This is a genomic window from Lampropedia puyangensis (assembly GCF_004833285.1).
Lineage (GTDB): Bacteria > Pseudomonadota > Gammaproteobacteria > Burkholderiales > Burkholderiaceae_C > Lampropedia > Lampropedia puyangensis.
Genome location: NZ_STFG01000007.1, coordinates 39551 through 61453, shown reverse-complemented (window position 1 = coordinate 61453; position 21903 = coordinate 39551). Strand labels below are relative to the sequence as shown.

Genomic DNA, 21903 nt, shown 5'->3' with positions numbered 1-21903 from the left:
AAGAACTCCTTAAGTGAGCAAGGCACGCATGCGCGTGAGGGCTGTTTGCAGGTTGTCCATTGAATTGGCGATTGAGAAGCGAATGTAGTGCTCCATGGCGTGGTTGCCAAAGTCTTTACCTGGTGCAACAGCAATATGGGCTTTGTCCAGTAGGCTGAAGGCGAAGTCCCAGCTGCCTTCAACTTGTAAGCGTTGGGCCGCTTCACGGCAATCGGCCCAGATGTAAAAGGCCCCATCGGGCTCAACCGGTACGTGCAGGCCCAGCTCGGCCAATTGCGGCAGAAAGAAATCTCTGCGTTGGCGGAAGATGTCGCGGCGGCGTTCGTATTCAGCCAGGCTTTCTGGATGAAAGCACTCTAATGCTGCATGTTGCGCAATGGTGCTTGGACAAATGAACAGGTTTTGCGCGAGCCGCTCAATTGGGGCTACCAACTCAGTTGGCACCACTAACCAGCCTAAGCGCCAGCCTGTCATGTTGAAGTATTTACTGAAGCTGTTGATGCTGATGATGTCATCACCCAGCGCCAAAGCAGTGTGCCCATAGGCTTGGTCATACGACAGACCCAGATATATTTCGTCTACCAGTGTCACTCCGCCTCGCGCGCGTACCGCTTCGTGAATGCGCTGCAGTTCTGCTCTTGAGGTGGATGTGCCGGTCGGGTTAGAGGGCGAGGCCAGCAAAACTGCGCGAGTGTGCTCTTGCCAGTGCGCGCAGACATGTTCGGCAGTCAGTTGAAAGCGGCTTTGTGCTCCGACTGCAATGCGTTTGGCGCTTGCGCCAGCGACTTGCACAAACTGTTGGTTGCAAGGGTAGCCAGGGTCAGGCATTAACACTTCATCGCCGGCATCCAGAAGGGCCAGGCACGCCAAGTGCAGCGCAGCCGAAGCGCCTGCGGTAATGATGATGCGATCGGCTTCAATCTGCACACCAAAGCGGCTGGCATACCATTGGCTGATGGATTGGCGCAGTGCATCCAAGCCTAATGCTGCGGTGTATTGCGTCTGACCTTGTTCAATGGCGGCCATGGCGGCGCGTTGCACCCGCTCTGGCGCTGCAAAATCAGGCTCACCAATATTGAGGAACACCATTTCTGGATCATTACCACGCTCCGACATACGCTGCGCCGCTGCTTTGCCAACCTCCATGACATAAAACGGAGCGGTACGTCTGGCGCGAGCAGAGAGCTTAATGGTCATGGCAAACAGGTGGGCGCTAGCAAGCGCATGGTGTAGACATTGGTTGATGTTGCCAATACATGGCAATGGGTTGTGGCCGCATTCAACGGTGAAGCGGCTCATACGAGCCACTTGTATTTTTTTAAGCCTTGCTGGCGTTCACTTCGGCTGCGCGAAATTGCGGCGCTAGTGCATTCAATACCGCATTGACGTATTTATGGCCGTCTGTGCCGCCAAACGATTTGGCCAATTCTACGTACTCGTTGATGACGACTTTCCACGGCACGTCAAGCGCGTGTTTGAATTCGAACACACCCATCCACATCGCAGCATGTTCGATAGGGGAGAGCTCTTCGAGCGGGCGATCCAGAACGGGGGCAATGGCTTCGTCCAACGTTTGCGCTTCTTCAGCGCAGCCGTACAGTAGCGCGTCATACAGGGCAGAGTCTGCTTTGTGAAAACCACTGAGGTTGCGCGTAAACATGTCGATATCGCGAGGATCGTTTTTGCCTACCAGGCGCTGGTAAAGCGCTTGCAGTGCAAACTCTCGCGCACGGCTACGTGCACTTTTTTTGCTGCTTGGAACGGGGGTGTTTTCAGGGGTACTCATGGGCAGCTTATGCAATCTGTTCAATCAGGTTGGCCATTTCAACGGCCACGCGGGCGGCATCGCGGCCTTTTTCAGTTTGGCGAGCAACGGCTTGCTCCATGTTTTCAACAGTGAGAATGGCGTTGGCAATGGGAATGCCGTAGTCTAGGCTGATGCGCGTGACACCTGCGCCAGACTCATTGGCCACCAGTTCGAAATGGTAGGTTTCTCCGCGAATAATGCAGCCCAGAGCAATCAGGGCATCAAAGTTCTCGGTGTCTGCCAAAACCTGCAAGGCCGAGGCCACTTCGAGCGCACCCGGAACGGTGACGTGGGTGATGTGTTCTTCCTGCACACCCAGTGCGAGTAGCTCTGTGTGTGTTGCCTGCCAAAGCGCGGTTGTAATGTCTTCGTTAAAGCGCGCTTGCACAACGGCAATGCGCAATGGGCTGCCATCTTGCAAATTGGCAGCACCTTTGTTTGCACCAAACATGGTTATTCCTTGTTAATGAAGCCGGTGACTTCGAGGTTATAGCCCGCAGCCATGCTGGGCAAGCGACGTGGTTGGCCTAACAGACGCATACGGCCAACGCCTAAATTACGCAAAATTTGTGCGCCAATGCCATATGTGCGCAAATCCATGCGGCCACGGGTGGGGGCGTGGCTCGGTTGTGCGCGGCCCTCCAATTGGTCAAGCAGTTGCTCGCCTGTTTCTCCACAATTGAGCAGTACAACAGCTCCTTTGCCTGTCCGGTCGATGTATTGGAGGCTTTCGTGCAGGCTCCACGAATGCAGGCCGCGTTGGGCATCTAACGCGTCCAGCACGGAGAGGGGTTCGTGCACGCGCACTGGAATTTCTTCGTCGTCGCTCCACTGGCCTTTGACTAGCGCCAAATGCAGTGCTTTGCTCATGCTGTCTTGAAAAGCATGCGCAGTGAATTCTCCCCAGTGCGTGACCATTTTTCGAGAGCTGACACGCTCAATCAGCGATTCATGGCTGCTGCGGTATTGGATGAGATCGGCGATGGTGCCGATTTTTAGCCCGTGCTCAGCCGCGAAAATCTGCAAATCAGGCAGGCGAGCCATGGTGCCGTCGTCCTTCATGATCTCGCAAATGACGCTGGCCGGTGTCAAGCCCGCAAGGCGCGTCAAGTCGCAACCCGCTTCAGTGTGGCCTGCGCGCATAAGTACGCCACCATCTACCGCTTGAACGGGGAAAATGTGGCCTGGCTGCACCAGATCGGTTGGTTTTGCATGTGCAGAAACAGCTGCCGCAATGGTGCGGGCACGGTCTGCTGCTGAAATGCCAGTGGTGACTCCTTCGGCCGCTTCGATGGAGACGGTGAACGCGGTATCAAACTGCGTGCCGTTTTTCTTGGCCATAGGGGGCAAGTTCAGCAATTGGCAGCGTTCGCGTGTCAAGGTCAAACAGACAAGACCTCGCGCATATTTGGCCATGAAATTGATGGCTTCGGGGCTGACGTGATCAGCCGCTAACACCAGATCGCCTTCGTTTTCTCGGTCTTCTTCATCAATCAGCACCACCATTCTGCCCGCTCGAATTTCTTCGATGATTTCTTCCACTGGCGAAATAGGGGCGATAGAGGTAGCTTGAGTCATGACAAAGAGCAAATAGTTAAGCCGCGTATTGTAGCGACTTCGTCATGCGCTGCTGGGCGCCTGTGATCGGATATGTATGCGATAGCTATGGGGTTGGATGTGCCTTTGCTGTTTCATGAGGCGGCTAGAAAGAGTGGTGTTGTGCATGCAGATCGGCTTATGGTAAACAAAACCATGACTGGACATCTCGTTTGTGGATTGCGGCACAATGGCTCCAATAATTGAATTTGCTGCAATGCAGCATTTTTAGTAAAACAAACCCAAGAGAGCGCAAACCATTTGGAGGGTAAGTTGCAATGAATAAACGCGATCACAACGACGTAGTGGATGTTCAGGCGCGCGAGCAAGTGGACAATCGACAAAATTTGAATGATTTAAGGCTTTTAGGGTGGATCAGTTACGGCATGCATCTGGTCGTGGCTGTGTGCGCGGTAGTGCCTGGTCTGGAGCCTAGTTTGGTATTGCTATTGCTGGCGTTGATTTTGGATTTGGTCAAACGCTCAGATGCACAAGGTACTTGGCAGGCAAGCCATTTTGATTGGCGGATATCCAGTGTGGGATGGGCAATTTTTCTGTATGCCGTGACAGCGCCCTTGTTCCTGCTGTTTTATGTGCCTGGGAAAATTGCGTGGTTCTTTGTCTCCATTTGGTTTTTGATTCGCATTGTTCGCGGCATGGTTGCCATGAATAAAGACCAAGCGATTGCTGCTTGAGTGATGACAGTGCGTAATAAAAAGCATACGGCCAAGCCGCAAGAGCTGAATCTGGCTCTGCAAGGTGGTGGTTCGCACGGCGCTTTTACCTGGGGCGTGCTGGATGCGCTTTTGGAAGAGGGTGTTTACCGGTTTGAAGGTATCAGCGGCACCAGTGCGGGGGCCATGAATGCGACTGTGTTGGCAGCAGGTTTTGCCAAAGCGGCGGATCTGCATATTCCTGACGAGCAAGAAGCCCTTGCTAAAGGAAGTGAGTTGGCCCGCCAGACATTGCGCAATTTTTGGGAGGCGGTCGGCACTTTGGGGGCCTTTTTGACAGCTTCGCCATCACATCTGGCTGCGCAATGGATGCCTTGGCTCAAGCCGTTGATGTCTTCATCACCCCTTTCGCCAGCACAAACCAATCCTATGGATATCAATCCATTGCGAAGCTTGTTGCGCCAGCAAGTGGATTTTGACTTGATCAAGCAATACCAGGGCGGCGGCTTGGTGCCGCGTTTGTTTATTGGTGCGACAAATGTGCGCACTGGCCGCAGCAAGGTTTTTGAGTCAGATGACCTCGGCCTAGATGCGCTGATGGCTTCGGCTTGCTTGCCGCAAATTTTCAATGCGGTAGAGATTGATGGTGAGCATTACTGGGATGGTGGTTACTCTGGTAATCCAGCCATCTATCCGTTGATTTATAGAACCCGCGCCGACGATGTACTGCTGGTACAAATCAATCCGATTGAAACAGAATCAGTGCCGAAGACGATGCCAGAAATTCTCGAGCGCATCAATGAAGTGACATTCAATGCCAGTTTATTGTCGGAGCTGCGTGCGATTGAATTTGTCAGGCGTTTGTTGGATGAGGGGCGGCTCGATGCCAGTCAATACAAGTCGATGCGTATGCACCGCATTGATGGAGGGGCCTTTTTGCAGACATTCGGTAGTGATAGCAAGTTGCGCTCCGATATTGGTTTTTTGCAGAAGCTTTTTGCCCGGGGCCGTGAATCTGCGCAGCAATGGCTGCAGCAGCATCGCGAAGATATTGGGGTGCGTTCGACGCTCTAGTGGATTTTGAATAAGCCTGCTCAATGCAGTGGCAGCGCAAGCTGCGGTGGGTTTGGTCTGCATGCTTTAAAAAGCATGGCACTATGCAAGGGCGCGCAACAAACGGCATGCATGTGAGGTCTTTCACCGCTATGGCATGGCTTTGGCTGCTGTGTTTGAGGCAATCCTTGGCCTGTATTGGCATTAAGCTTGCTTGTTGTTGCTTGTCTTTTGGCATAAGAAATCTTGGATGTATGACTGCTCTAACCCATGACCCACAATGCATTTTTTGCAAGATCGTAGCAGGGGAAATTCCCTCGAAAAAAGTCTACGAAGATGAGGACCTCTTTGCGTTTCATGACATCAGTCCCTGGGCTCCTGTGCATTTTTTGGTGATCCCAAAAAAACATATTCCATCGATGGCTCAGGTTACGGCCTCTGATGCACCGCTGCTAGGGAAAATCATGGCATTGGCGCCGCAGCTTGCCTTGGAGCAAGGTTGTAATCCGTACCCTGAAGGCGGCTTTCGTGTGGTAGTCAATACAGGGGAAGAGGGCGGACAAGAGGTGCACCATTTGCATGTTCATGTCATGGGCGGTCCGCGCCCCTGGCTTAAAGGTTGACCAAAGGCTAGCGTTTGTGCGGCTTTTTCACGTGGCCTGCCGAACGCAGGCCATCAGCCGCATACAATGATTTCAATTTCTGACCGTAGGTGGCAAAGCAATGCTAGTGCTTACTTACTGCAGTTTATTTTCGGCTTTTCGATTCTAGGAGTGAAGCATCATGGGTGGACTTTCCATTTGGCACTGGCTGGTTGTATTGCTGGTCGTAGTTTTGATTTTTGGTACCAAAAAACTGCGCAATATGGGCAGTGATTTGGGTGGAGCAGTTAAAGGTTTCAAAGAGGGGATGCGTGAAGGCGGTGAGGCTCCTCAGGCTGCTGAGAGTGCCAAAGTTGCGGATCAGTCCACTTCGGACAAAGAAACCATTGACGTGCAAGCCAAACAGAAAAACTGATCGTTGGCTATTGCCATGGGCTTGAATGCAGATGCTTGCTGTTTTTAGGGCTGTGTGTGACGCTCGGGTAAGGCATGCGATAACGCAGTCTTTGCTGCTTGGCAGCAACGCATAAGGAAATTGGTCGAATCGATGTTTGATTTAGGTATTTCAAAACTCGTCATGATTGGCCTGGTAGCGCTGATTGTGATTGGGCCCGAGCGCTTGCCTAAAGTAGCGCGAACCATTGGAACGCTTTTGGGGAAGGCGCAGCGCTACGTCAACGATGTCAAGCGTGAGGTCAATCAGGCCATGGAGATGGATGAGCTGCGCAAAGTCAAAACTTCGCTTGAAGGGGCTGCTCGGGACCTAGAACAAACCGTGCGTACCCATGCCAGCGACTTCAAAAGTGGCGTAAACCAAGTCTCGGATGAACTCAATGCCTTGGATGGTGGCGCCGACAGTGATTCGGATGGATCTTCTTTAGATGGCTTGGAAGATGCGAGCAAAAGGGATTTTGTAACTGCTGTCACACCAGTGGTTTATGTTGCGCCTCGCAAAGACTGGCGCAAACGTCGTTCGGCCGTTCCTGGTTGGTACAAAGCACGGCACCAAGTGCGCAAAAACATCCAATCCGATGCTGCTCGGGTTGCCCGTCTGCGCGTTCATTCCTCCTTCGATTCGCATTGATAATTTGTCGCTTAGCTGGCATCGTATGCCTCAGCAACGATGTTGGCGAGCCTTGAAAACATGGCCCACACACCTTCCTCAGAAAATGAGCTAGCTGGAACAGAGCAACCCTTTGTTCAGCACTTGATAGAGCTGCGCAATCGAATCATTTATTGCATTGTTGGGGTTTTTGTTGTGATTGTGGGGTTGGCGCTTTGGCCTGGCCCTAGCGTGCTGATTGACATCATTGCCATGCCAATCCGTGCCCACATGCCCCCTGATGCGAAGTTGATAGCCGTGGGGGTTTTGTCGCCTTTCTTGGTGCCACTCAAGGTCATGTTCATGACGGCGGTGTTGGTTGCATTGCCATGGTTGATTTACCAAGCATGGGCGTTTGTTGCGCCGGGCCTGTACAGCCATGAGAAGCGTTTCGCGCTGCCTATGATTTTGCTGGGAAGTTTGCTGGCATATGTTGGCATTGCATTTGTGCAGCTGTTTGTGCTGGACAAAATGTTTGAGTTTATTCAGAAGTTTGCGCCCCAGAGTGTGGCTGCAACACCAGATGTGGCGTCCTATGTTGGCGTTATCTTGTCACTCTATATTGCTTTTGCCTTGGCGTTTCAGGTTCCCATTGTGGTCATGTTGCTGGTGCGTTTTGGTTTGGTCACACTGGACAAATTGCGCTCTTTTCGCGGTTATTTCGTGGTTCTTGCCTTTGTGATTGCTGCCGTGGTGACGCCGCCTGATGTGATTTCTCAGTTGTCCCTGGCTATTCCTATGTGCTTGCTTTACGAACTGGGTCTTTTTGCTTCGCGTTGGTTTAGCAAGAAAGAGCCAGAGTCGCAAGAAGGTGAGCAGGCTTAAACTAAAACGGCTTTGCCCGGGAGAAACTCCAGTGACAGGCGAGTTTGGCTGCTATTAGCTCGAACAGATGCCACCAGTCGTAAGACCCGCGAACTAAAAAATCAAATATTGTTGCTGTGGCCGTTCTTTTGCAGTTTGCGCAAGAATACGGCCATTTCTTTTTCTGCTTGTTTGTCCCCGTGCTGCTGAGCTGCGGCGATACCCGCCGTCCACGCCGTTTGTGCGGCCACCTTGTCTTCGCACAGCAAATAAGCTTTGCCCAGTAGCTTCCATGCAGCAGAGTAACCTGGGTCATTTTCTACACAGGCATGCAAATGCAGGACAGCCTGTGGTGCATTGCCTGCGTCCAGATACGTCTTACCCAGGCCAAATCGCAGCAGCGGTGTATCGGTGCCTTTCGCTAGCATGGTTTCAAGTGCGGCAATGTTCATGAGGACGCATTCAATAAGGGCAATAAAAGAAGGGCAATTAGGCTAGGCTATGCGTGGGCAAACAAAATGTGAAAGCTTATCGAGGTGTTCGGTTGGTTACAGGACGAACATCTGGTGTGATATCGACTTGTTGTGCTGTGCCATTTCGCTCCATCATGATGGGGATAGGGTTGTTTGGTGTCAGGCCCGCGACCGTTGCCATCAAGTCGGTGACACTTTTGACGGGCTGTTGGTTTATCTGAGTAATGACGTCTCCTGGCCGAATGCCGGCCTTTGCTGCTGGTCCGCCTTGTAATACGCCAGTGACAATCACGCCTGAGCTGGCTTTGACACCTGCTGCTTGCGCCAGCTCAGGGGTTAATGGATCAGATACCAAGCCAACCCAGGCGCGCGTGACGCGACCGTCACGAATGATGCTGTTGAGCACGAATTGCGCTGTTTTGGTTGGGATGGCAAAGCCAATGCCCATACTGCCACCAGATTGAGAAAAAATGGCGGTATTGATGCCAACCAACTCCCCTTTGGTATCCACTAAGGCGCCTCCAGAATTCCCTGGATTGATGGCCGCATCGGTTTGAATGAAATTTTCGTAAATGTTCAAGCCCAAGTGGCTTCGGCCAAGCGCACTGATGATGCCGCTGGTGACGGTTTGGCCAACCCCAAAGGGGTTACCGATGGCGAGAACGGCATCTCCAATGGCCATTTGGTCAGAATTACCAATGCGAATGGCCGGTAGATTGGGGGCTTCGATCTTCAGAACAGCCAGATCAGAGTCAGGGTCCGTGCCAACCACTTTGGCCACAAACTCGCGGCCATCGTTGAGCGTGACGTTGATGACGTCTGCGCCTTCAATGACATGGTTGTTGGTGAGCAGGTAGCCATCTGCATTCACGATGACGCCGCTGCCAAGCCCGCTTTGCGAGCGGTTAGGCGACTCACCGAAAAAATATTGGAAGAAGGGATCATTGGCATAAGGGTGCCGTACCGTTTTGGTGGTGTTGATGCTTACCACTGATTGCGCAGCCAGCTGGGCTGCGGCTCTGAAACTGGTCGGGGCGTCTTCGTGCTGGGTACTGGTGTTGGATGCATTGGTGGTATTAGCGGTTGCTGGGGCTGTGTTCAGTTGTGTGGCCACAGCAGGCGCGTCGCGCGAGGCGAGCCATTGCGGTTTGAGTGTGGTGACGACGAAATACGCGGCCAGTATCACAGTCACGGATTGGGAGAAAAGAAGCCAGTATCGGCGCATAGGGAGTGTGGCAAAAGTGCGTTGATGTCAGCATGCAAAACAGCATGCTGACGATAAAAATGGTTTGTGAATCTCTTGAGGGATAACACTATGGTTTATGTTGATTTTGCGAAGCAAATGCAAACAAAGTCTGAAGTTTTGTCAAGATATTCAAAAATTCAAAACATTTCAGAAATTTCTGGAAAATCTTGTCTCTTTGCAATCAAGATGCCGTCCTGCTCGAGGAGCTTATGCTGCAGTGGGCAGATGAATGCGCTTGATGCATGCAATTACCTTGGATTATTGACTATGAACGATCCGTTGTCGCCTTTGACGCGTCAATTTGTCTCTCATTTTGGGGAGATGGGGAGCCGATGGGGCATCAACCGCACGGTAGGGCAAATCTATGCGCTGCTGTATTTGTCTGAGAAACCGCTGAATGCGGAAGAGATTACGCAGAAGCTGGAGTTCTCTCGCTCCAATGTCAGTATGGGGTTGAAGGAGTTGCAATCCTGGCGTTTGGTGCAGTTGCGCCATTTACCGGGTGACCGTAGAGAATACTTTCAGGCGCCAGAGGACGTTTGGGAAATTTTTCGTGTGCTGGCTGAAGAGCGGCGTAGGCGCGAAATCGAACCTACAACCTCTATGTTGCGTGCAGCTTTGCTTGAAGAGGTTGTGAGTGATGAGGATCGCTACGCACAAAAACGCATGGAGCAAATGCATGAGTTGATTGACCGGTTGATGAAGTGGTTCGACGACATTCAGCACCTCAAGCCAGAAACCGCTATGCAGTTGATGGGGATGGGCGCCAAAGTGACGCGGCTGCTTTCGCTNTTTTGGCGTGGCATGGATGGCACGCTGACAGGGAAAGATAAATTGACTGGTGGAGGAAAGAAATAATGGCGGATTCAAACGAGCCTGTTGCTAGGCCGCAGACCTCGGTTACGCGTGGCGTTCTGCTTGAGACATTGTCTGCATTGTTAAAACCTGGTGATTTTGAGGATTACGGTCCGAATGGCTTGCAGGTAGAGGGCAAGCCTCATGTGCGCAAACTGGTCAGTGGCGTGACTGCCTGCGAAGACTTGATCGATGCTGCTATTGCCGCACAAGCCGATGCACTATTGGTGCACCATGGTTTGTTTTGGCGTGGCATGGATGGCACGCTGACAGGGTGGATGAAGCGCCGAGTCCAGAAACTGTTGGCGCATGACATTAACTTGCTGGCTTACCATTTGCCTTTGGACGCGCATCCGCAGTGGGGCAACAATGCGCAGTTGGGGGTGCGCATGGGCTGGGGGGCTGGTCGTCCTATTAAAGACCGGTCCTTGGTGTTTCAGGCTGAGGTTACTTATGGCAGTGGCTTGACATTAGGCGCAGATATTGCCCGAAAGTTGGGTCGGACGCCGACGGTGATTGATGCAGGAAAGCCCATTCGCCAGTTGCATTGGTGTACTGGGGGGGCACAAAGTTATTTTCAAAAGGCCATTGACGCAGGGGCTGATGCTTTTGTGACGGGTGAGATTTCTGAGCCGCAAGCACATTTAGCGCGGGAGTGCGGCGTGACGTTCATTGCTGCAGGCCATCATGCGACTGAACGTTACGGCGCGCCTTGTGTGGCCCAGCTTGTGGCCGATGAATTGGGGCTAGAGCACCAATTCATTGAAATAGACAATCCTGCTTAGTGCTGCGAATGGGCTTGCTGCACTTGCTTGAATGTAAAACGCCACGTATTTGTGGCGTTTTACATTCACGACAACGTGCGTCGGAGGCTCATTTGCGCAAGCTGTCGCGAATTTCACGTAGCAGCACCACTTCTTCTGCAGGGGCTGCCGGTGCTTCTGGAGGAGCAGCACGTTTGAGTTTGTTGATTTGTTTGATCATCATGAAAATGATGAAGGCCAGAATGATGAAGTTCAAAGCGATAGTGATAAAGCTGCCGTAGGCGAAGACGGGAACACCCGCATCGCGGTAGGCTTGCAGTGTTTCAGCTGTGCCTGCGGGGGCGGTGCCAAGTGCGATAAACAGGTTGGAAAAGTCCAGTTTGCCAAAAACCAAACCTACGACTGGCATGATCAAGTCTTTGACTACAGAGTCGACAATCTTTCCAAATGCACCGCCAATGATTACGCCGACAGCCAAGTCAATCACATTGCCTTTGACGGCAAATTCACGAAATTCTTTTAGTACACCCATCGTTGCAACCTTTAAGGAAAATAAAACAGGTTGATATTGTGCTGGAAATTTGTGTTTGCTTCAGGGGCCATTGAGTCGTCTGCTATAGCTGCGTGACAGTTTTTTTGCCTGCAGAGGCAGTGCAATGAAAGCGCTCCAGCAAGAAAGCTGCACATGAATCGCTCAAGGGGCTTGAAATCGCCTGTACGAATTTTGTATGATGCCGCCGTGCAGAGTGGTTTCAATGGCAAACCGCTCTTTTATTTTTTGAGGAACTCCCCCCAATGATGGTCTTGTACTCGGGCACCACTTGCCCGTTCTCCCACCGCTGCCGCTTTGTTTTGTTTGAAAAAGGCATGGATTTTGAAATCCGTGATGTCGATCTTTTCAATAAGCCAGATGACATCAATGTCATGAATCCTTATGGCCAGGTGCCTATTCTGGTGGAGCGTGACTTGATCCTGTACGAGTCCAACATCATTAATGAATACATTGATGAGCGTTTCCCGCATCCGCAGCTGATGCCGGGTGACCCGGTTGATCGTGCGCGTGTGCGTTTGTTTTTGCTGAATTTCGAAAAAGAGCTGTTTGTGCACGTTTCGACACTGGAGTCTGGAGATACCAAGGCGCAGGACAAGGCCCGTGCGCACATCCGTGACCGTTTGACACAGCTGGCACCGAACTTCATCAAGAATAAATACATGTTGGGGGAAAACTTCTCTATGCTGGATGTGGCGATTGCCCCGCTGCTATGGCGTTTGGAGCATTACGGCATTGAATTGAGTCGCAATGCCGCTCCATTGCTCAAGTATGCAGAGCGACTTTTTTCGCGGCCAGCTTATATTGAAGCGTTGACGCCATCGGAAAAAGTGATGCGTCGCTGATGAAAAAACACAATGGCCAGGATTCCTGGCCATTTTTGGTGTTAGGGTATCCATTTCCTGAAATCGTTTCTCGTTAAAGATGATGTTGAGGCTGGCTTTGCGCTAAACAACCAGATCTCATGAATGCATTGTCCATCCCACTATGACCACTGAAGCACTGCCTTCCACCCAACCTTATTTATTACGTGCTTTGCATGAATGGTGCACCGATAACGGTTTTACGCCCTACCTGGCCGTAAAGGTCGATGGTTCGGTGCAGGTGCCGCCAGAGTTTGTGCGTAACGGTGAAATTGTGCTCAATATCAGTTATGGCGCGACGTCTAAACTGGAAATGGGAAATGAATACATCGAATTTCAGGCACGCTTTGGTGGCGTGCCGCGGCAAATTGTGGTGCCGATTCACCGTGTCATGGCCATTTATGCCAGTGAAAATGGACAGGGAATGGCTTTTTCAGTGGCGGATGCCTTGCTTGATACGCAGGCGCCCGCTGTCCCGAATGCTGCTGCGGCGGAAGATTTAGATGTCGCTGATATTGATTCTGCAGCACCAGGGGAGAGTGGCGGGGTCAGCTCCAAGCCGGTTTTGCATTCTCTTGATGGAGTTCCTCGCACTGAAGAGGATAAAACAACTGATAAGCCTGACCCAAAGCCTCCAACAGCAGGGGGCAAGACTGGTAAACGGCCATCGTTGCGTTTGGTCAAGTGAGGCTGATGTGAGTGTTGGGCGACCACCTGGAGATCTTATGATGCGTTTGCTGCAGCAAAGAATGGTTGCCCCTGTTCCGTTGTTAGGGGACTATGTCGCCCTACGGCGCTACTGGGTTGTGGCTGGTTTGGGCATCGCCTTGGCCTTTTCTGGCGCTGCTGCTTGTGCGCAGCCGCTTATTCCCAATGATGGGGTGATTCCGTTATTAGATACGCCCATCATGCAGCAGCCGTTGCAGCATGGCGCGCAGTCATTAATGCAAATGCAGTCGCCTCCAGCCGTGCAGACGGGGAAGGTGAATTTGGCACCATTGGCCACTATGGCCGATACCACCAAGCTGTGCGATGCTGCCGTGAAGTTGGTGGCTGAGCAGAAAATAGAACAGGCGTTTGCGGCATTGACCCCCTACTGGCCTTTGGCTCGCGAAGAAATCAATCGCTTGGCAGGACAAACCAAAAGTCAATTCGCCCTGTTAGTACGCCAGTTTGGCGCGATTGTGGGGCAAGAGTGGGTGCGCTCCCGTACGGGGGGCAAAAGCCTAGTGCAGCATTTGTATATGGTGAAGTTGCAGCACCACGCAGTTCGTGTAGGCTGTACTTTTTACCGTCCAGAACAAACATGGCAAGTGCACACTATTTTCTGGGATGACGAAATTGATGCATTACTGGAGCCCTGAGAGGGCAACCATCAGCAAGAGTTGAAGTAGATAATATGTTGAAGATTCTGTTGTGTAACGACGATGGTTATTTGGCTCCAGGGATCATTGCCCTTGCCGAGGCCCTTGCCGCATTGCCTGATACCCAGGTGGAGGTCGTTGCGCCTGAGCACAACAATAGCGCCAAGTCGAATGCCTTGACGTTGAATGCCCCTCTGTATGTGCACCAAGCACATGGCGGTTTTCGTTACGTTAATGGAACTCCGGCTGATTGTGTGCATGTGGCCCTGACGGGGTTGCTTGATTACCGCCCTGATTTGGTGGTTTCTGGCATCAACAATGGCGCCAACATGGGCGATGACACCGTGTATTCGGGCACGGTCGGGGCGGCTATGGAAGGGTATTTGTTTGGCATACCATCGCTGGCGTTTTCTTTGGTACACAAGGACTGGGCTCAGCTGGATGCTGCTGCGCAAGCCGCCGCCGCTGTGGTGGCACATTTGCGACAACATCAATGGTTTGGACGGGCGCCATGGTTGCTTAATGTCAATATTCCCAATTTGCCGCTGACTTTGCTCAAGCCACTCAAATGGTGTCGATTGGGCCGCCGTCATGCTGCAGAAAAAGTCATTTGCCAGAAAAATCCCCGTGGGGAAACCATGTATTGGATTGGTGCGTCTGGTGCTGCGGCCGATGCCAGCCCTGGCACCGACTTTGATGCAGTGGCTCAAGGGCATGTGGCAATAACCCCTTTGCATGTTGATTTGACTGATTACACTGCCTTGTCGCGCTGGTCTGATCAGTGCATGCTGGAAAATTTCATGAGTAAGTCAGCAGCAAACCTTGCTGTTGCAGGCGTGGGCTCTATTGCATCTCAAGGGGAGGGGTGATGCAGAAGAAAACGCGTTTTCCTGCTCAGATATTGCCTTCTGTGGCCGCACCCAAAAATGCTCCTGTTCGTGTTGCTGGCGGTCTTTCTGCCGCTATTGCGCAAACGGTTCCGTCTACTGCGATTCAGCGTGGAGTCTCTGGTTACAGTTCCATGGTTGCGAGTCAGCCTGTTGGGGCTATCAGTGCGTCTAGCCAACAGGCTGCACGCGAACGTATGGTTAAACGTTTGGCGGTATTAGATGGCGTACATCCGGCTGTGATAGAAGCGATGCGCTTAGTGCCGCGTCATACCTTCATTGATTCGGCTTTGGTTGCCAAGGCTTACGAGGAAAACAGTTTGCCAATCGGTTACGGTCAGACGATTTCCAAGCCTGGTGTAGTCGCGCGCATGTTGTCATTGATCATGCATGTCTATGCCCATGCTGGCGCTCGTATCCCTGGGCGACTTTTGGAGGTGGGTACCGGGTGCGGTTACCAGGCCGCAGTGATGAGTCATTTGGCAACCGAGGTGTATTCGATTGAACGTGTGCGCGGTTTGCATGAGCGCGCGCGTGACAACCTTAGACCATTGAGAGTGAGCAACTTGCATTTGTTGTTTGGCGATGGCATGGCAGGCTTTCCTTCAGGAGGGCCCTATGCCGCCATCATTTCCGCTGCAGGAGGGGAGGCCATTCCCCAAGCATGGACGGACCAATTGGCAATGGGGGGAAGGATTGTGGCTCCCACGTCAACCGATGGTGGCAGGCAGGTATTGATAGTGATTGACAAAACACCTTCGGGCTTGCGGCAGCAGGCCTTGGAGGCTGTTCATTTTGTTCCGTTAAAATCAGGCGTTGATTAAGAAGGATTCAGACAATGCTTTTTCAAACTCGTTGGGTAGGAGTGGGGGCCATTGTGGCAGCATGCGCCTTGGTTGCGGGGTGTTCTGGGGTAAGCCTCAATGAAGCTCCTGTTGAGGACCGTGCTGGTTCTGGGCAAGTGGGTTCCGTCGCTCCAGTGGCAGCAGCACCAGCAGGCCACTACACAGTCAAGCCAGGCGATACACTGATTCGGATAGGCCTTGAGACAGGTCAGAGCTGGAAGGATATTGCTGCCTGGAACCAATTGGCGAATGCGGATGTGATTGAGGTGGGGCAGACATTGCGTGTTGTTCCGCCTGGCACTAACGTGGCGGCCAGCAATAATGCAGCATCAGCGCCTGCAGGCAGTGGTGTTCAAGTTCGCCCTATTCCACCATCAGGTGGTTCCAGTTCAACGGGGGCTGGTGCAACAACTTCGACGGCACCAGTGACAACTGTGGCGGCTACGGCTCCCGCGGCCAACACTTCTGGTATCCAGTTCGTGTGGCCTGCATCAGGGCCTTTGCTGGCCGGATTTAATGAGGCAAGCAACAAGGGATATGACATTGGTGGTAATGCTGGTGATGCGGTGCTGGCTGCAGCCGATGGCCATGTGGTGTATGCCGGTGCTGGTTTGCGCGGGTATGGCAATTTGATCATTCTGAAGCACAATGATGAGTTTTTGACTGCCTATGCGCACAACCGCGCACTGTTGGTCAAAGAAGATCAGCGCGTCACGCGTGGTCAGAAAATTGCTGAAATGGGCAATACCGACGCTGATCGTGTGAAGCTGCACTTTGAAGTGCGTCGCCAAGGCAAGCCGGTCAATCCTGCTGGGTATTTGCCCAAACGTTGATAGGGGTGTCGAATGGAGGTGACTGACGGTTGCCTTCTCCTGTATGAAAGGATCGGTGCGTTGATCGCCCGATCCTTTGTTGTTTGAATAACTAAATTGTGTGAATGAATACGAGCGAATCCACCCCCTTGGCTGCAATTGCTGATCCTGATGCGATTGGAGATGAGGCATCACCAATCGATGTAGATGCGGCGGGTGAAGAGCGGAGCATGGATATCGGCGTCGCCTTGCATGGGCAGCGTTTGGACAAGGCACTTTTGGAGTTGGCACCGGAGTTTTCTCGTAACCATTTGCAGCATCTGGTCAAAGAGGGGTGGGTGACTTTGGGTGGCGCGGTTGTTGTCAAGCCTGCGCAGAAAGTGTCGGCTGGTCAAACGCTGCGCGTTCAGCTTCAACCTACAGCGCAAAGCCAGGCTTTTTTGCCTGAGGTGATGCCACTCAATATCGTGTACGAAGACGCACACTTGCTGGTGGTGAATAAGCCTGCAGGATTGGTTGTGCATCCTGCTGCGGGTAACTGGAGTGGTACCTTGCTCAACGGCTTGTTGGCCTATCATCCTGTTTTTTCCACTTTGCCGAGAGCTGGCATTGTGCATCGTCTTGACAAGGACACCAGTGGATTGATGGTAGTTGCAAAGTCATTGTCGATGGTGGCTGCGCTGGTTGAGATGATTGCAAGGCGTGATGTTTCGCGTCAATATGTGGCTATTGCCAAGCGAGCGCCACATGCGCGAACACCTTGGCGCGAATGGGGGGAAACCGTGGTGGTTGATGCGGCCATTGGGCGTGATTCTTCCAATCGATTGCGAATGGCAGTCGTGGATTTGATGTCGCAATCCGGTAAAACTGCGCAAACTGATATGACGCTGTGGGCAAGTTGCCAAGATGAGGGTGATTACGCCTTGCTGCACTGCCGCTTGCATACAGGGCGGACGCATCAAATTCGGGTGCATGCAAAGCATTTGGGGTGGCCTTTAGTGGGTGATGCTATTTATGGTGGTGCTCCACATGTGACCATTACGCGCCAGGCGTTGCATGCGTGGTGTTTGGGCTTTGAGCACCCGGTTACGCGAGAAACGTTGAGTTGGCAAGCACCGCTGCCGCTGGATATTCAAGCCCTGCTGGGAGCGTTGCATATGCCGCAGCCTGATGGCTTGTAATGCAGGTTGCTTGCATGTCGAGTTATGTGGGGGTATGACACCCCTGTAAAATGGGCGCAAGTACGGAGTGCCTGTTTGGAGCGCATTGAGCCCCTGACAATTTGGATGTGAGTTTTGAATGGTTGATGCATTTGTGCATGAAGAGCCTAGAGCGCCCCTGGCAGTAGACCCCCTCTCTGTTTTGGAGGCCGCTTTGCTGTGCGCCAAAACCCCCATGCAAATGGATGCTTTGTTGGCTTTGTTTGACGAGGCGTTCGATGAGCTGCAAATCAAGGCCTGGTTGGAGCAGTTGCAGTTTGATTGGGCGCGCCGCGGCTTGGAGTTGGTGCAGGTTACTTCGGGATGGCGTTTTCAAAGCCGTCCTGCGGTTTTGCCCTATTTGGGGCGCATGGAGCCTGAGCGAGCACCACGCTATTCGCGTGCAGCCATGGAGATTTTGGCCGTCATTGCGTATAGGCAGCCAGTCACCCGGGGGGATATTGAAGATATTCGTGGTGTGGCCGTCAATAGCCAAATCATCAAGCAACTGGAAGAGCGCGGTTGGATCGAGGTTATTGGTCACCGTGAAAGCGTGGGCAGACCTGCATTGTTTGCGACTACGCCGCAGTTTCTGGATGATTTGGGGCTAAACTCCTTGCGCGAATTGCCAGAAATTGATGCCGTTAGCGATGTGACCTTGCAGCAATTGGGCTTAGCTCAGGCACCAAATTCAATATCGCAGCAGTCTTCGCCAGAGTCGGTGTCCGACGAAAGTGATATGGTGGCTGCCGCTGCGCAAGCAACCCCAGATGGAGTGCGGGAACAGGTCGCTAGTTTGGGGGCTGAGGCATTGACTGAAGAGGTCGATGCACTAGGTGCTCCGCATGAACAAGATGCCGATAGTGCTGAGAGGCAGATAGAGGCTGCTGCTTCTAAAGCGTTGGAAGCAGTTGGTCCCGGTCAGTTGTTGGTTCAAGCGCAAGATGAGGCGCGCGAAGAGTTAATCGATGCGCACATGCCTTTGCCCCAGGAATTGCCTGGCCAGAGCAAGGATCAGTGAAGACAAATGCGTCGCTATTGACGCGACAGCCAGTTCATTGTTGAAACCAAAGTACTGGCACCATATTCCCTTTTTTGAAAACCTTCCGTAAACAGTGAAGGTTTGAGTGAGTCCCATGGAAAAAAAACAATCCCCTTCAGAAACTCCCATTGAGCGCCCAGCAGGGTCAAGTGCCTCTGCAGTCTCTCGTCGTAATCGCGGGGCTGCATCGGAGATGGGTGAAGGTACTAAGCGTCGTGGCCCTGCGGCTTTGCGTGCGCAGCAGGCTGTTCGCAAAAAAGCAGATCCATCCGCTCGCCATTCAATGCAAGAGGATGATCGGCGTGGCCATGTAAATGATTCTGCGCATAGTGAAGCAGAGGCCGAGATTGAACGGCAAGGCCATGCGTTGCCCGATGAGGTTCTAGAACAAGAGGGATATGCATTTGAAGATGTGATTGCCGGTGTTTTGGATGAAGTAACAGGCGATGATGGTGAGGATTTGCCCGCACCTAAAGCGGTGCATAAACGCGTGCTGCAGCCGGATGCAGAACAGCCCAAATTGCACAAAGTTTTGGCGCAAGCCGGGGTGGGGTCTCGCTTGGAAATGGAAGCGCTCATTCAGCAAGGTCGAGTCTTGGTTAATGACCAGCCTGCGCACGTGGGGCAGCGTGTTCAATTTGGCGATCAGATCAAGATCAATGGCAAGCCTGTGCGGGTCAGAATTGCCCCGCCCGCGCCACGTGTGCTGGCCTACCATAAGGTGGCTGGCGAAATGGTTACGCGGGATGATCCTCTCAATCGACCCACTATTTTCAGGCGCTTACCCAGTTTGCCGCAAGGCAAGTGGCAAGCCGTTGGGCGTTTGGATTTGAACACCGAGGGCTTGTTGTTGGTGACCAATTCGGGTGATCTGGCTAACCGCTTAATGCACCCGCGTTATGGACTTGAGCGCGAGTACGCAGTGCGTATTTTGGGCGCATTGTCGGATGAAGAGCGTGCGCGTTTGCTCAATGGGGTTACGCTTGAAGATGGTGAGGCTGCTTTTGGCAGTATTGAGGATGGGGGCGGCGAGGGCGTCAATCAGTGGTATCGAGTCACCATTTCGGAAGGGCGCAATCGTGAGGTGCGCCGCATGATGGAGGCTGTAGGCCATGCTGTGAGTCGCTTGATTCGCATCCGTTATGGCAGTGTCTTATTGATGCGTGGTTTGCGCAGGGGCATGTGGTTTGAGTTGTCTGAGCGCGATGTAGCGCGTTTGACCGAAGAGGTCGAAATGCCATTGCCAGCACCCGTAGCCCCAGTGGCAGCACGCGGGCGTCGCAATACGTCGGGTGCGGGACGCAGGCCGTCTATGGCATCAGCACCGGTTGTTCGTAAACCGCAAACACCACGGCGCAAGACGGATGGCGCAGAGGGTGGAAAACCGCAAGGATATATTGGCGAGGGGGGGATTCGACCTCCGCAGCGCGGTGGTAAGCGCTCGAGCAAAGGGCGTGGACGCTGAGGTCATTCAGATTTTTTCTTTGCATCGCAGAAAAAAGTTAGAATGGCGGGCTTTTTTATTTAACGAAGAAACACGGCTATGGCAATCGAACGCACCCTCTCTATCATCAAACCCGACGCAGTTGCAAAAAATGTGATCGGTCAAATCTATGCCCGTTTTGAAAACGCAGGCTTGAAAATTGCTGCTGCACGTATGGCACACTTGTCTCGCCAAGAGGCAGAGCAGTTCTATGCTGTGCACAAAGAGCGCCCTTTCTTCAAAGACTTGGTGGATTTCATGATCTCTGGTCCTGTGATGATTCAAGTGCTCGAAGGTGAAGGCGCGATTTTGAAAAATCGCGAACTGATGGGCGCAACCGATCCAAAGAAAGCGGACGCTGGCACAATCCGCGCTGACTTCGCTGATAGCATCGACGCCAATGCAGTGCATGGCTCTGATGCTGCGGAAACAGCTCAAGCTGAAGTGGCATTTTTCTTTCCGGGCCTGAACGTTTATTCGCGTTAATTATGTGCGCTATAAGGCGCATTGATAAAGGATGTCGCCGTGTGTGCGGCGAAGTCCTGTGAGGCCAAAGGCGATCGAGTGGGCGTTAAAATGCCGACGATCGCCTTTATTTTTATGGCTCTAGGCTCGTGTCTGTAATGAGCTTGGGCTTGCTGTCTTTGTTTTGTTTGGTTAATTGTTATGGGGTGTTTGCGCCCTATATAGAAAAATCCCCCACGTCATGACTGAATCCACTGTGCAGAAAGTCAATCTTCTGGGTCTCGATTTAGAGGCTTTGGTGGAGTTTTGCGCCCAATTGGGGGAGAAGCGCTTTCGTGCAACGCAGTTGTATCGCTGGATTCACCAGCGTGGTGTTGCTGATTTTGACTTGATGTCGGATCTGGCCAAGTCGTTGCGCGGCAAGCTCAAGGATTGTGCTGAGGTGGTGGCCTTGCCTGTTTTAACAGAGCAGGTCTCGCGTGATGGCACGATCAAATGGCTCTTTGATGTGGGAGGGGGCGATGCCGTAGAGGCCGTCTACATTCCTGAGCGGGATAGAGCGACTTTGTGTGTATCCTCCCAAGCGGGATGTGCTATTGGTTGCCGGTTTTGTTCGACTGGGCACCAGGGATTTAGCCGCAACCTGAAAACATGGGAAATCGTGGCTCAGCTCTGGTATGCCGAGCATGAGTTGCGCAGGCGCTTTAAAAGTTCTGAGCGAATGGTCTCCAATATTGTCATGATGGGCATGGGTGAGCCGCTGCAGAATTATGGGCAGCTCGTTCCCGCTTTGAAAACGATGCTCGATGACAATGCCTTTGGTTTGTCTCGCAGGCGCGTGACGGTGTCAACATCCGGTATTGTGCCGATGATGGATCGCTTATCGCAAAGTGTGCCTGTTGCGTTGGCAGTATCCTTGCACGCGCCGCAAGACCCCTTGCGCGACCATTTGGTGCCGTTGAATAAAAAATACCCGCTGGAGGAGTTGATTGCGGCATGCCACCGTTATTTGGAGTTTGCTCCGCGTGACTTTATTACGTTTGAATACTGCATGCTGGCCGATGTGAACGATACGGTAGAGCATGCCAAGGCTTTGGTCGACTTGCTTTCGGGTCAAGGGCAGGGTGTCGGGTGGTTTAAGCTTAATCTGATTCCCTTCAATCCTTTCCCTCAGTCTGGCTTGTTGTGTTCTTCGCCTGAAGCAGTTACAGCTTTTGCAAAGGTGCTGCTCGATGCGGGCGTAGTCACAACCGTGCGCAAAACGCGAGGTGATGACATTGATGCAGCTTGTGGGCAGTTGGCTGGTGAGGTGAAAGATCGAACCCAAGCCGTGGTCCGGATGCAGAAAAAACGCATTGAAGAGAGTGGCTCGTCATTGCCGGTGTAAAACCAATCCACATCACAAGGGTACAACTGT

25 protein-coding genes and 1 pseudogene are annotated in these 21903 nt (G+C 52.5%); 19 read left to right on the top strand and 7 right to left on the bottom strand.

What is annotated here, in order from left to right:
* Nucleotides 1-9 precede the first annotated feature (9 nt).
* From E9531_RS08275 to ribBA, 4 genes and pseudogenes are all read right to left on the bottom strand, one after another.
* On the bottom strand, nt 10-1191 hold the full coding sequence (locus tag E9531_RS08275) for a pyridoxal phosphate-dependent aminotransferase (protein WP_136573371.1): 1182 nt from the start codon (nt 1189-1191) through the stop codon (nt 10-12).
* A gap of 127 nt (nt 1192-1318) precedes the next feature.
* A pseudogene (gene nusB / locus E9531_RS08270) lies at nt 1319-1756 on the bottom strand (transcription antitermination factor NusB); the annotation flags it as partial.
* A 37-nt stretch (nt 1757-1793) separates the two neighbouring features.
* On the bottom strand, nt 1794-2258 hold the full coding sequence (gene ribH, locus E9531_RS08265) for a 6,7-dimethyl-8-ribityllumazine synthase (protein ID WP_136573291.1): 465 nt from the start codon (nt 2256-2258) through the stop codon (nt 1794-1796).
* A gap of 2 nt (nt 2259-2260) precedes the next feature.
* Nucleotides 2261-3385, bottom strand: coding sequence for a bifunctional 3,4-dihydroxy-2-butanone-4-phosphate synthase/GTP cyclohydrolase II (ribBA, locus tag E9531_RS08260; protein ID WP_136573290.1), 1125 nt, complete (start codon nt 3383-3385; stop codon nt 2261-2263).
* A 296-nt stretch (nt 3386-3681) separates the two neighbouring features.
* Between ribBA and E9531_RS08255 the strand changes: the two genes are divergently transcribed.
* The 6 genes from E9531_RS08255 to tatC all read left to right on the top strand — a co-directional run bounded on the left by E9531_RS08255 (nt 3682) and on the right by tatC (nt 7659).
* Nucleotides 3682-4098 carry a DUF4870 family protein gene (locus E9531_RS08255; protein ID WP_136573289.1) on the top strand — a complete coding sequence of 139 codons (417 nt, stop codon included), beginning with the start codon at nt 3682-3684 and terminating at the stop codon, nt 4096-4098.
* 3 nt (nt 4099-4101) lie between these two features.
* On the top strand, nt 4102-5151 hold the full coding sequence (locus tag E9531_RS08250; RefSeq protein WP_136573288.1) for a patatin-like phospholipase family protein: 1050 nt from the start codon (nt 4102-4104) through the stop codon (nt 5149-5151).
* A 233-nt stretch (nt 5152-5384) separates the two neighbouring features.
* Nucleotides 5385-5753, top strand: a complete 369-nt coding sequence (locus tag E9531_RS08245) for a histidine triad nucleotide-binding protein (protein ID WP_136573287.1) — start codon at nt 5385-5387, stop codon at nt 5751-5753.
* A gap of 160 nt (nt 5754-5913) precedes the next feature.
* Complete coding sequence (gene tatA / locus E9531_RS08240; protein WP_136573286.1) at nt 5914-6147, top strand: Sec-independent protein translocase subunit TatA; 234 nt, start codon at nt 5914-5916, stop codon at nt 6145-6147.
* A 132-nt stretch (nt 6148-6279) separates the two neighbouring features.
* The gene (tatB, locus tag E9531_RS08235; RefSeq protein ID WP_136573285.1) at nt 6280-6816 is read left to right on the top strand and encodes a Sec-independent protein translocase protein TatB; all 537 of its coding nucleotides are present in this window, start codon (nt 6280-6282) and stop codon (nt 6814-6816) included.
* A 60-nt stretch (nt 6817-6876) separates the two neighbouring features.
* The gene (gene tatC, locus E9531_RS08230; RefSeq protein WP_136573284.1) at nt 6877-7659 is read left to right on the top strand and encodes a twin-arginine translocase subunit TatC; all 783 of its coding nucleotides are present in this window, start codon (nt 6877-6879) and stop codon (nt 7657-7659) included.
* Between the two features lie 101 nt (nt 7660-7760).
* On the opposite strand, the gene E9531_RS08225 is transcribed toward tatC, so the two are convergent.
* Nucleotides 7761-8090, bottom strand: coding sequence for a tetratricopeptide repeat protein (locus tag E9531_RS08225; RefSeq protein WP_136573283.1), 330 nt, complete (start codon nt 8088-8090; stop codon nt 7761-7763).
* Between the two features lie 76 nt (nt 8091-8166).
* Complete coding sequence (locus tag E9531_RS08220; RefSeq protein WP_136573282.1) at nt 8167-9336, bottom strand: trypsin-like peptidase domain-containing protein; 1170 nt, start codon at nt 9334-9336, stop codon at nt 8167-8169.
* Nucleotides 9337-9582: 246 nt separating this feature from the next.
* Between E9531_RS08220 and E9531_RS08215 the strand changes: the two genes are divergently transcribed.
* Both E9531_RS08215 and E9531_RS08210 read left to right on the top strand, forming a co-directional pair.
* Nucleotides 9583-10215, top strand: a complete 633-nt coding sequence (locus tag E9531_RS08215) for a GbsR/MarR family transcriptional regulator (protein ID WP_425293570.1) — start codon at nt 9583-9585, stop codon at nt 10213-10215.
* On the top strand, nt 10215-10997 hold the full coding sequence (locus E9531_RS08210) for a Nif3-like dinuclear metal center hexameric protein (RefSeq protein ID WP_136573280.1): 783 nt from the start codon (nt 10215-10217) through the stop codon (nt 10995-10997). The genes E9531_RS08215 and E9531_RS08210 overlap by 1 nt, the downstream gene beginning before the upstream one ends.
* An 88-nt stretch (nt 10998-11085) precedes the next feature.
* Here E9531_RS08210 and mscL read toward each other — a convergent pair whose 3' ends face one another.
* Nucleotides 11086-11508 carry a large conductance mechanosensitive channel protein MscL gene (gene mscL / locus E9531_RS08205; protein ID WP_136573279.1) on the bottom strand — a complete coding sequence of 141 codons (423 nt, stop codon included), beginning with the start codon at nt 11506-11508 and terminating at the stop codon, nt 11086-11088.
* Nucleotides 11509-11771: 263 nt separating this feature from the next.
* Here mscL and E9531_RS08200 point away from each other — a divergent pair, with 263 nt between their 5' ends.
* From E9531_RS08200 to rlmN, 11 genes are all read left to right on the top strand, one after another.
* On the top strand, nt 11772-12371 hold the full coding sequence (locus E9531_RS08200) for a glutathione S-transferase N-terminal domain-containing protein (RefSeq protein ID WP_136573278.1): 600 nt from the start codon (nt 11772-11774) through the stop codon (nt 12369-12371).
* Nucleotides 12372-12513: 142 nt separating this feature from the next.
* On the top strand, nt 12514-13077 hold the full coding sequence (locus E9531_RS08195) for a ClpXP protease specificity-enhancing factor (protein WP_136573277.1): 564 nt from the start codon (nt 12514-12516) through the stop codon (nt 13075-13077).
* 37 nt (nt 13078-13114) lie between these two features.
* Nucleotides 13115-13753: a hypothetical protein gene (locus tag E9531_RS08190; RefSeq protein ID WP_136573276.1), complete on the top strand. Its 639-nt coding sequence runs from the start codon at nt 13115-13117 to the stop codon at nt 13751-13753.
* Between the two features lie 38 nt (nt 13754-13791).
* On the top strand, nt 13792-14622 hold the full coding sequence (gene surE / locus E9531_RS08185; RefSeq protein WP_136573370.1) for a 5'/3'-nucleotidase SurE: 831 nt from the start codon (nt 13792-13794) through the stop codon (nt 14620-14622).
* On the top strand, nt 14622-15464 hold the full coding sequence (locus tag E9531_RS08180) for a protein-L-isoaspartate(D-aspartate) O-methyltransferase (RefSeq protein WP_136573275.1): 843 nt from the start codon (nt 14622-14624) through the stop codon (nt 15462-15464). The genes surE and E9531_RS08180 overlap by 1 nt, the downstream gene beginning before the upstream one ends.
* A 14-nt stretch (nt 15465-15478) precedes the next feature.
* Nucleotides 15479-16318 (top strand): peptidoglycan DD-metalloendopeptidase family protein, encoded by an 840-nt coding sequence (locus tag E9531_RS08175; protein ID WP_136573274.1) that lies wholly within the window; start codon nt 15479-15481, stop codon nt 16316-16318.
* Nucleotides 16319-16422: 104 nt separating this feature from the next.
* Entirely contained in the window at nt 16423-17478 is a 1056-nt protein-coding gene (locus E9531_RS08170; protein ID WP_136573273.1) for an RluA family pseudouridine synthase, read from the top strand.
* A 118-nt stretch (nt 17479-17596) separates the two neighbouring features.
* On the top strand, nt 17597-18517 hold the full coding sequence (scpB, locus tag E9531_RS08165) for an SMC-Scp complex subunit ScpB (protein WP_136573272.1): 921 nt from the start codon (nt 17597-17599) through the stop codon (nt 18515-18517).
* 115 nt (nt 18518-18632) lie between these two features.
* A complete protein-coding gene (locus E9531_RS08160) occupies nt 18633-20003 on the top strand; it encodes a pseudouridine synthase (RefSeq protein ID WP_244610042.1) in 1371 nt (456 codons plus the stop codon).
* Between the two features lie 78 nt (nt 20004-20081).
* Nucleotides 20082-20507 carry a nucleoside-diphosphate kinase gene (ndk, locus tag E9531_RS08155; RefSeq protein ID WP_136573271.1) on the top strand — a complete coding sequence of 142 codons (426 nt, stop codon included), beginning with the start codon at nt 20082-20084 and terminating at the stop codon, nt 20505-20507.
* A 220-nt stretch (nt 20508-20727) separates the two neighbouring features.
* Nucleotides 20728-21873 (top strand): dual-specificity RNA methyltransferase RlmN, encoded by a 1146-nt coding sequence (gene rlmN, locus E9531_RS08150; protein WP_136573270.1) that lies wholly within the window; start codon nt 20728-20730, stop codon nt 21871-21873.
* Nucleotides 21874-21903 lie beyond the last annotated feature (30 nt).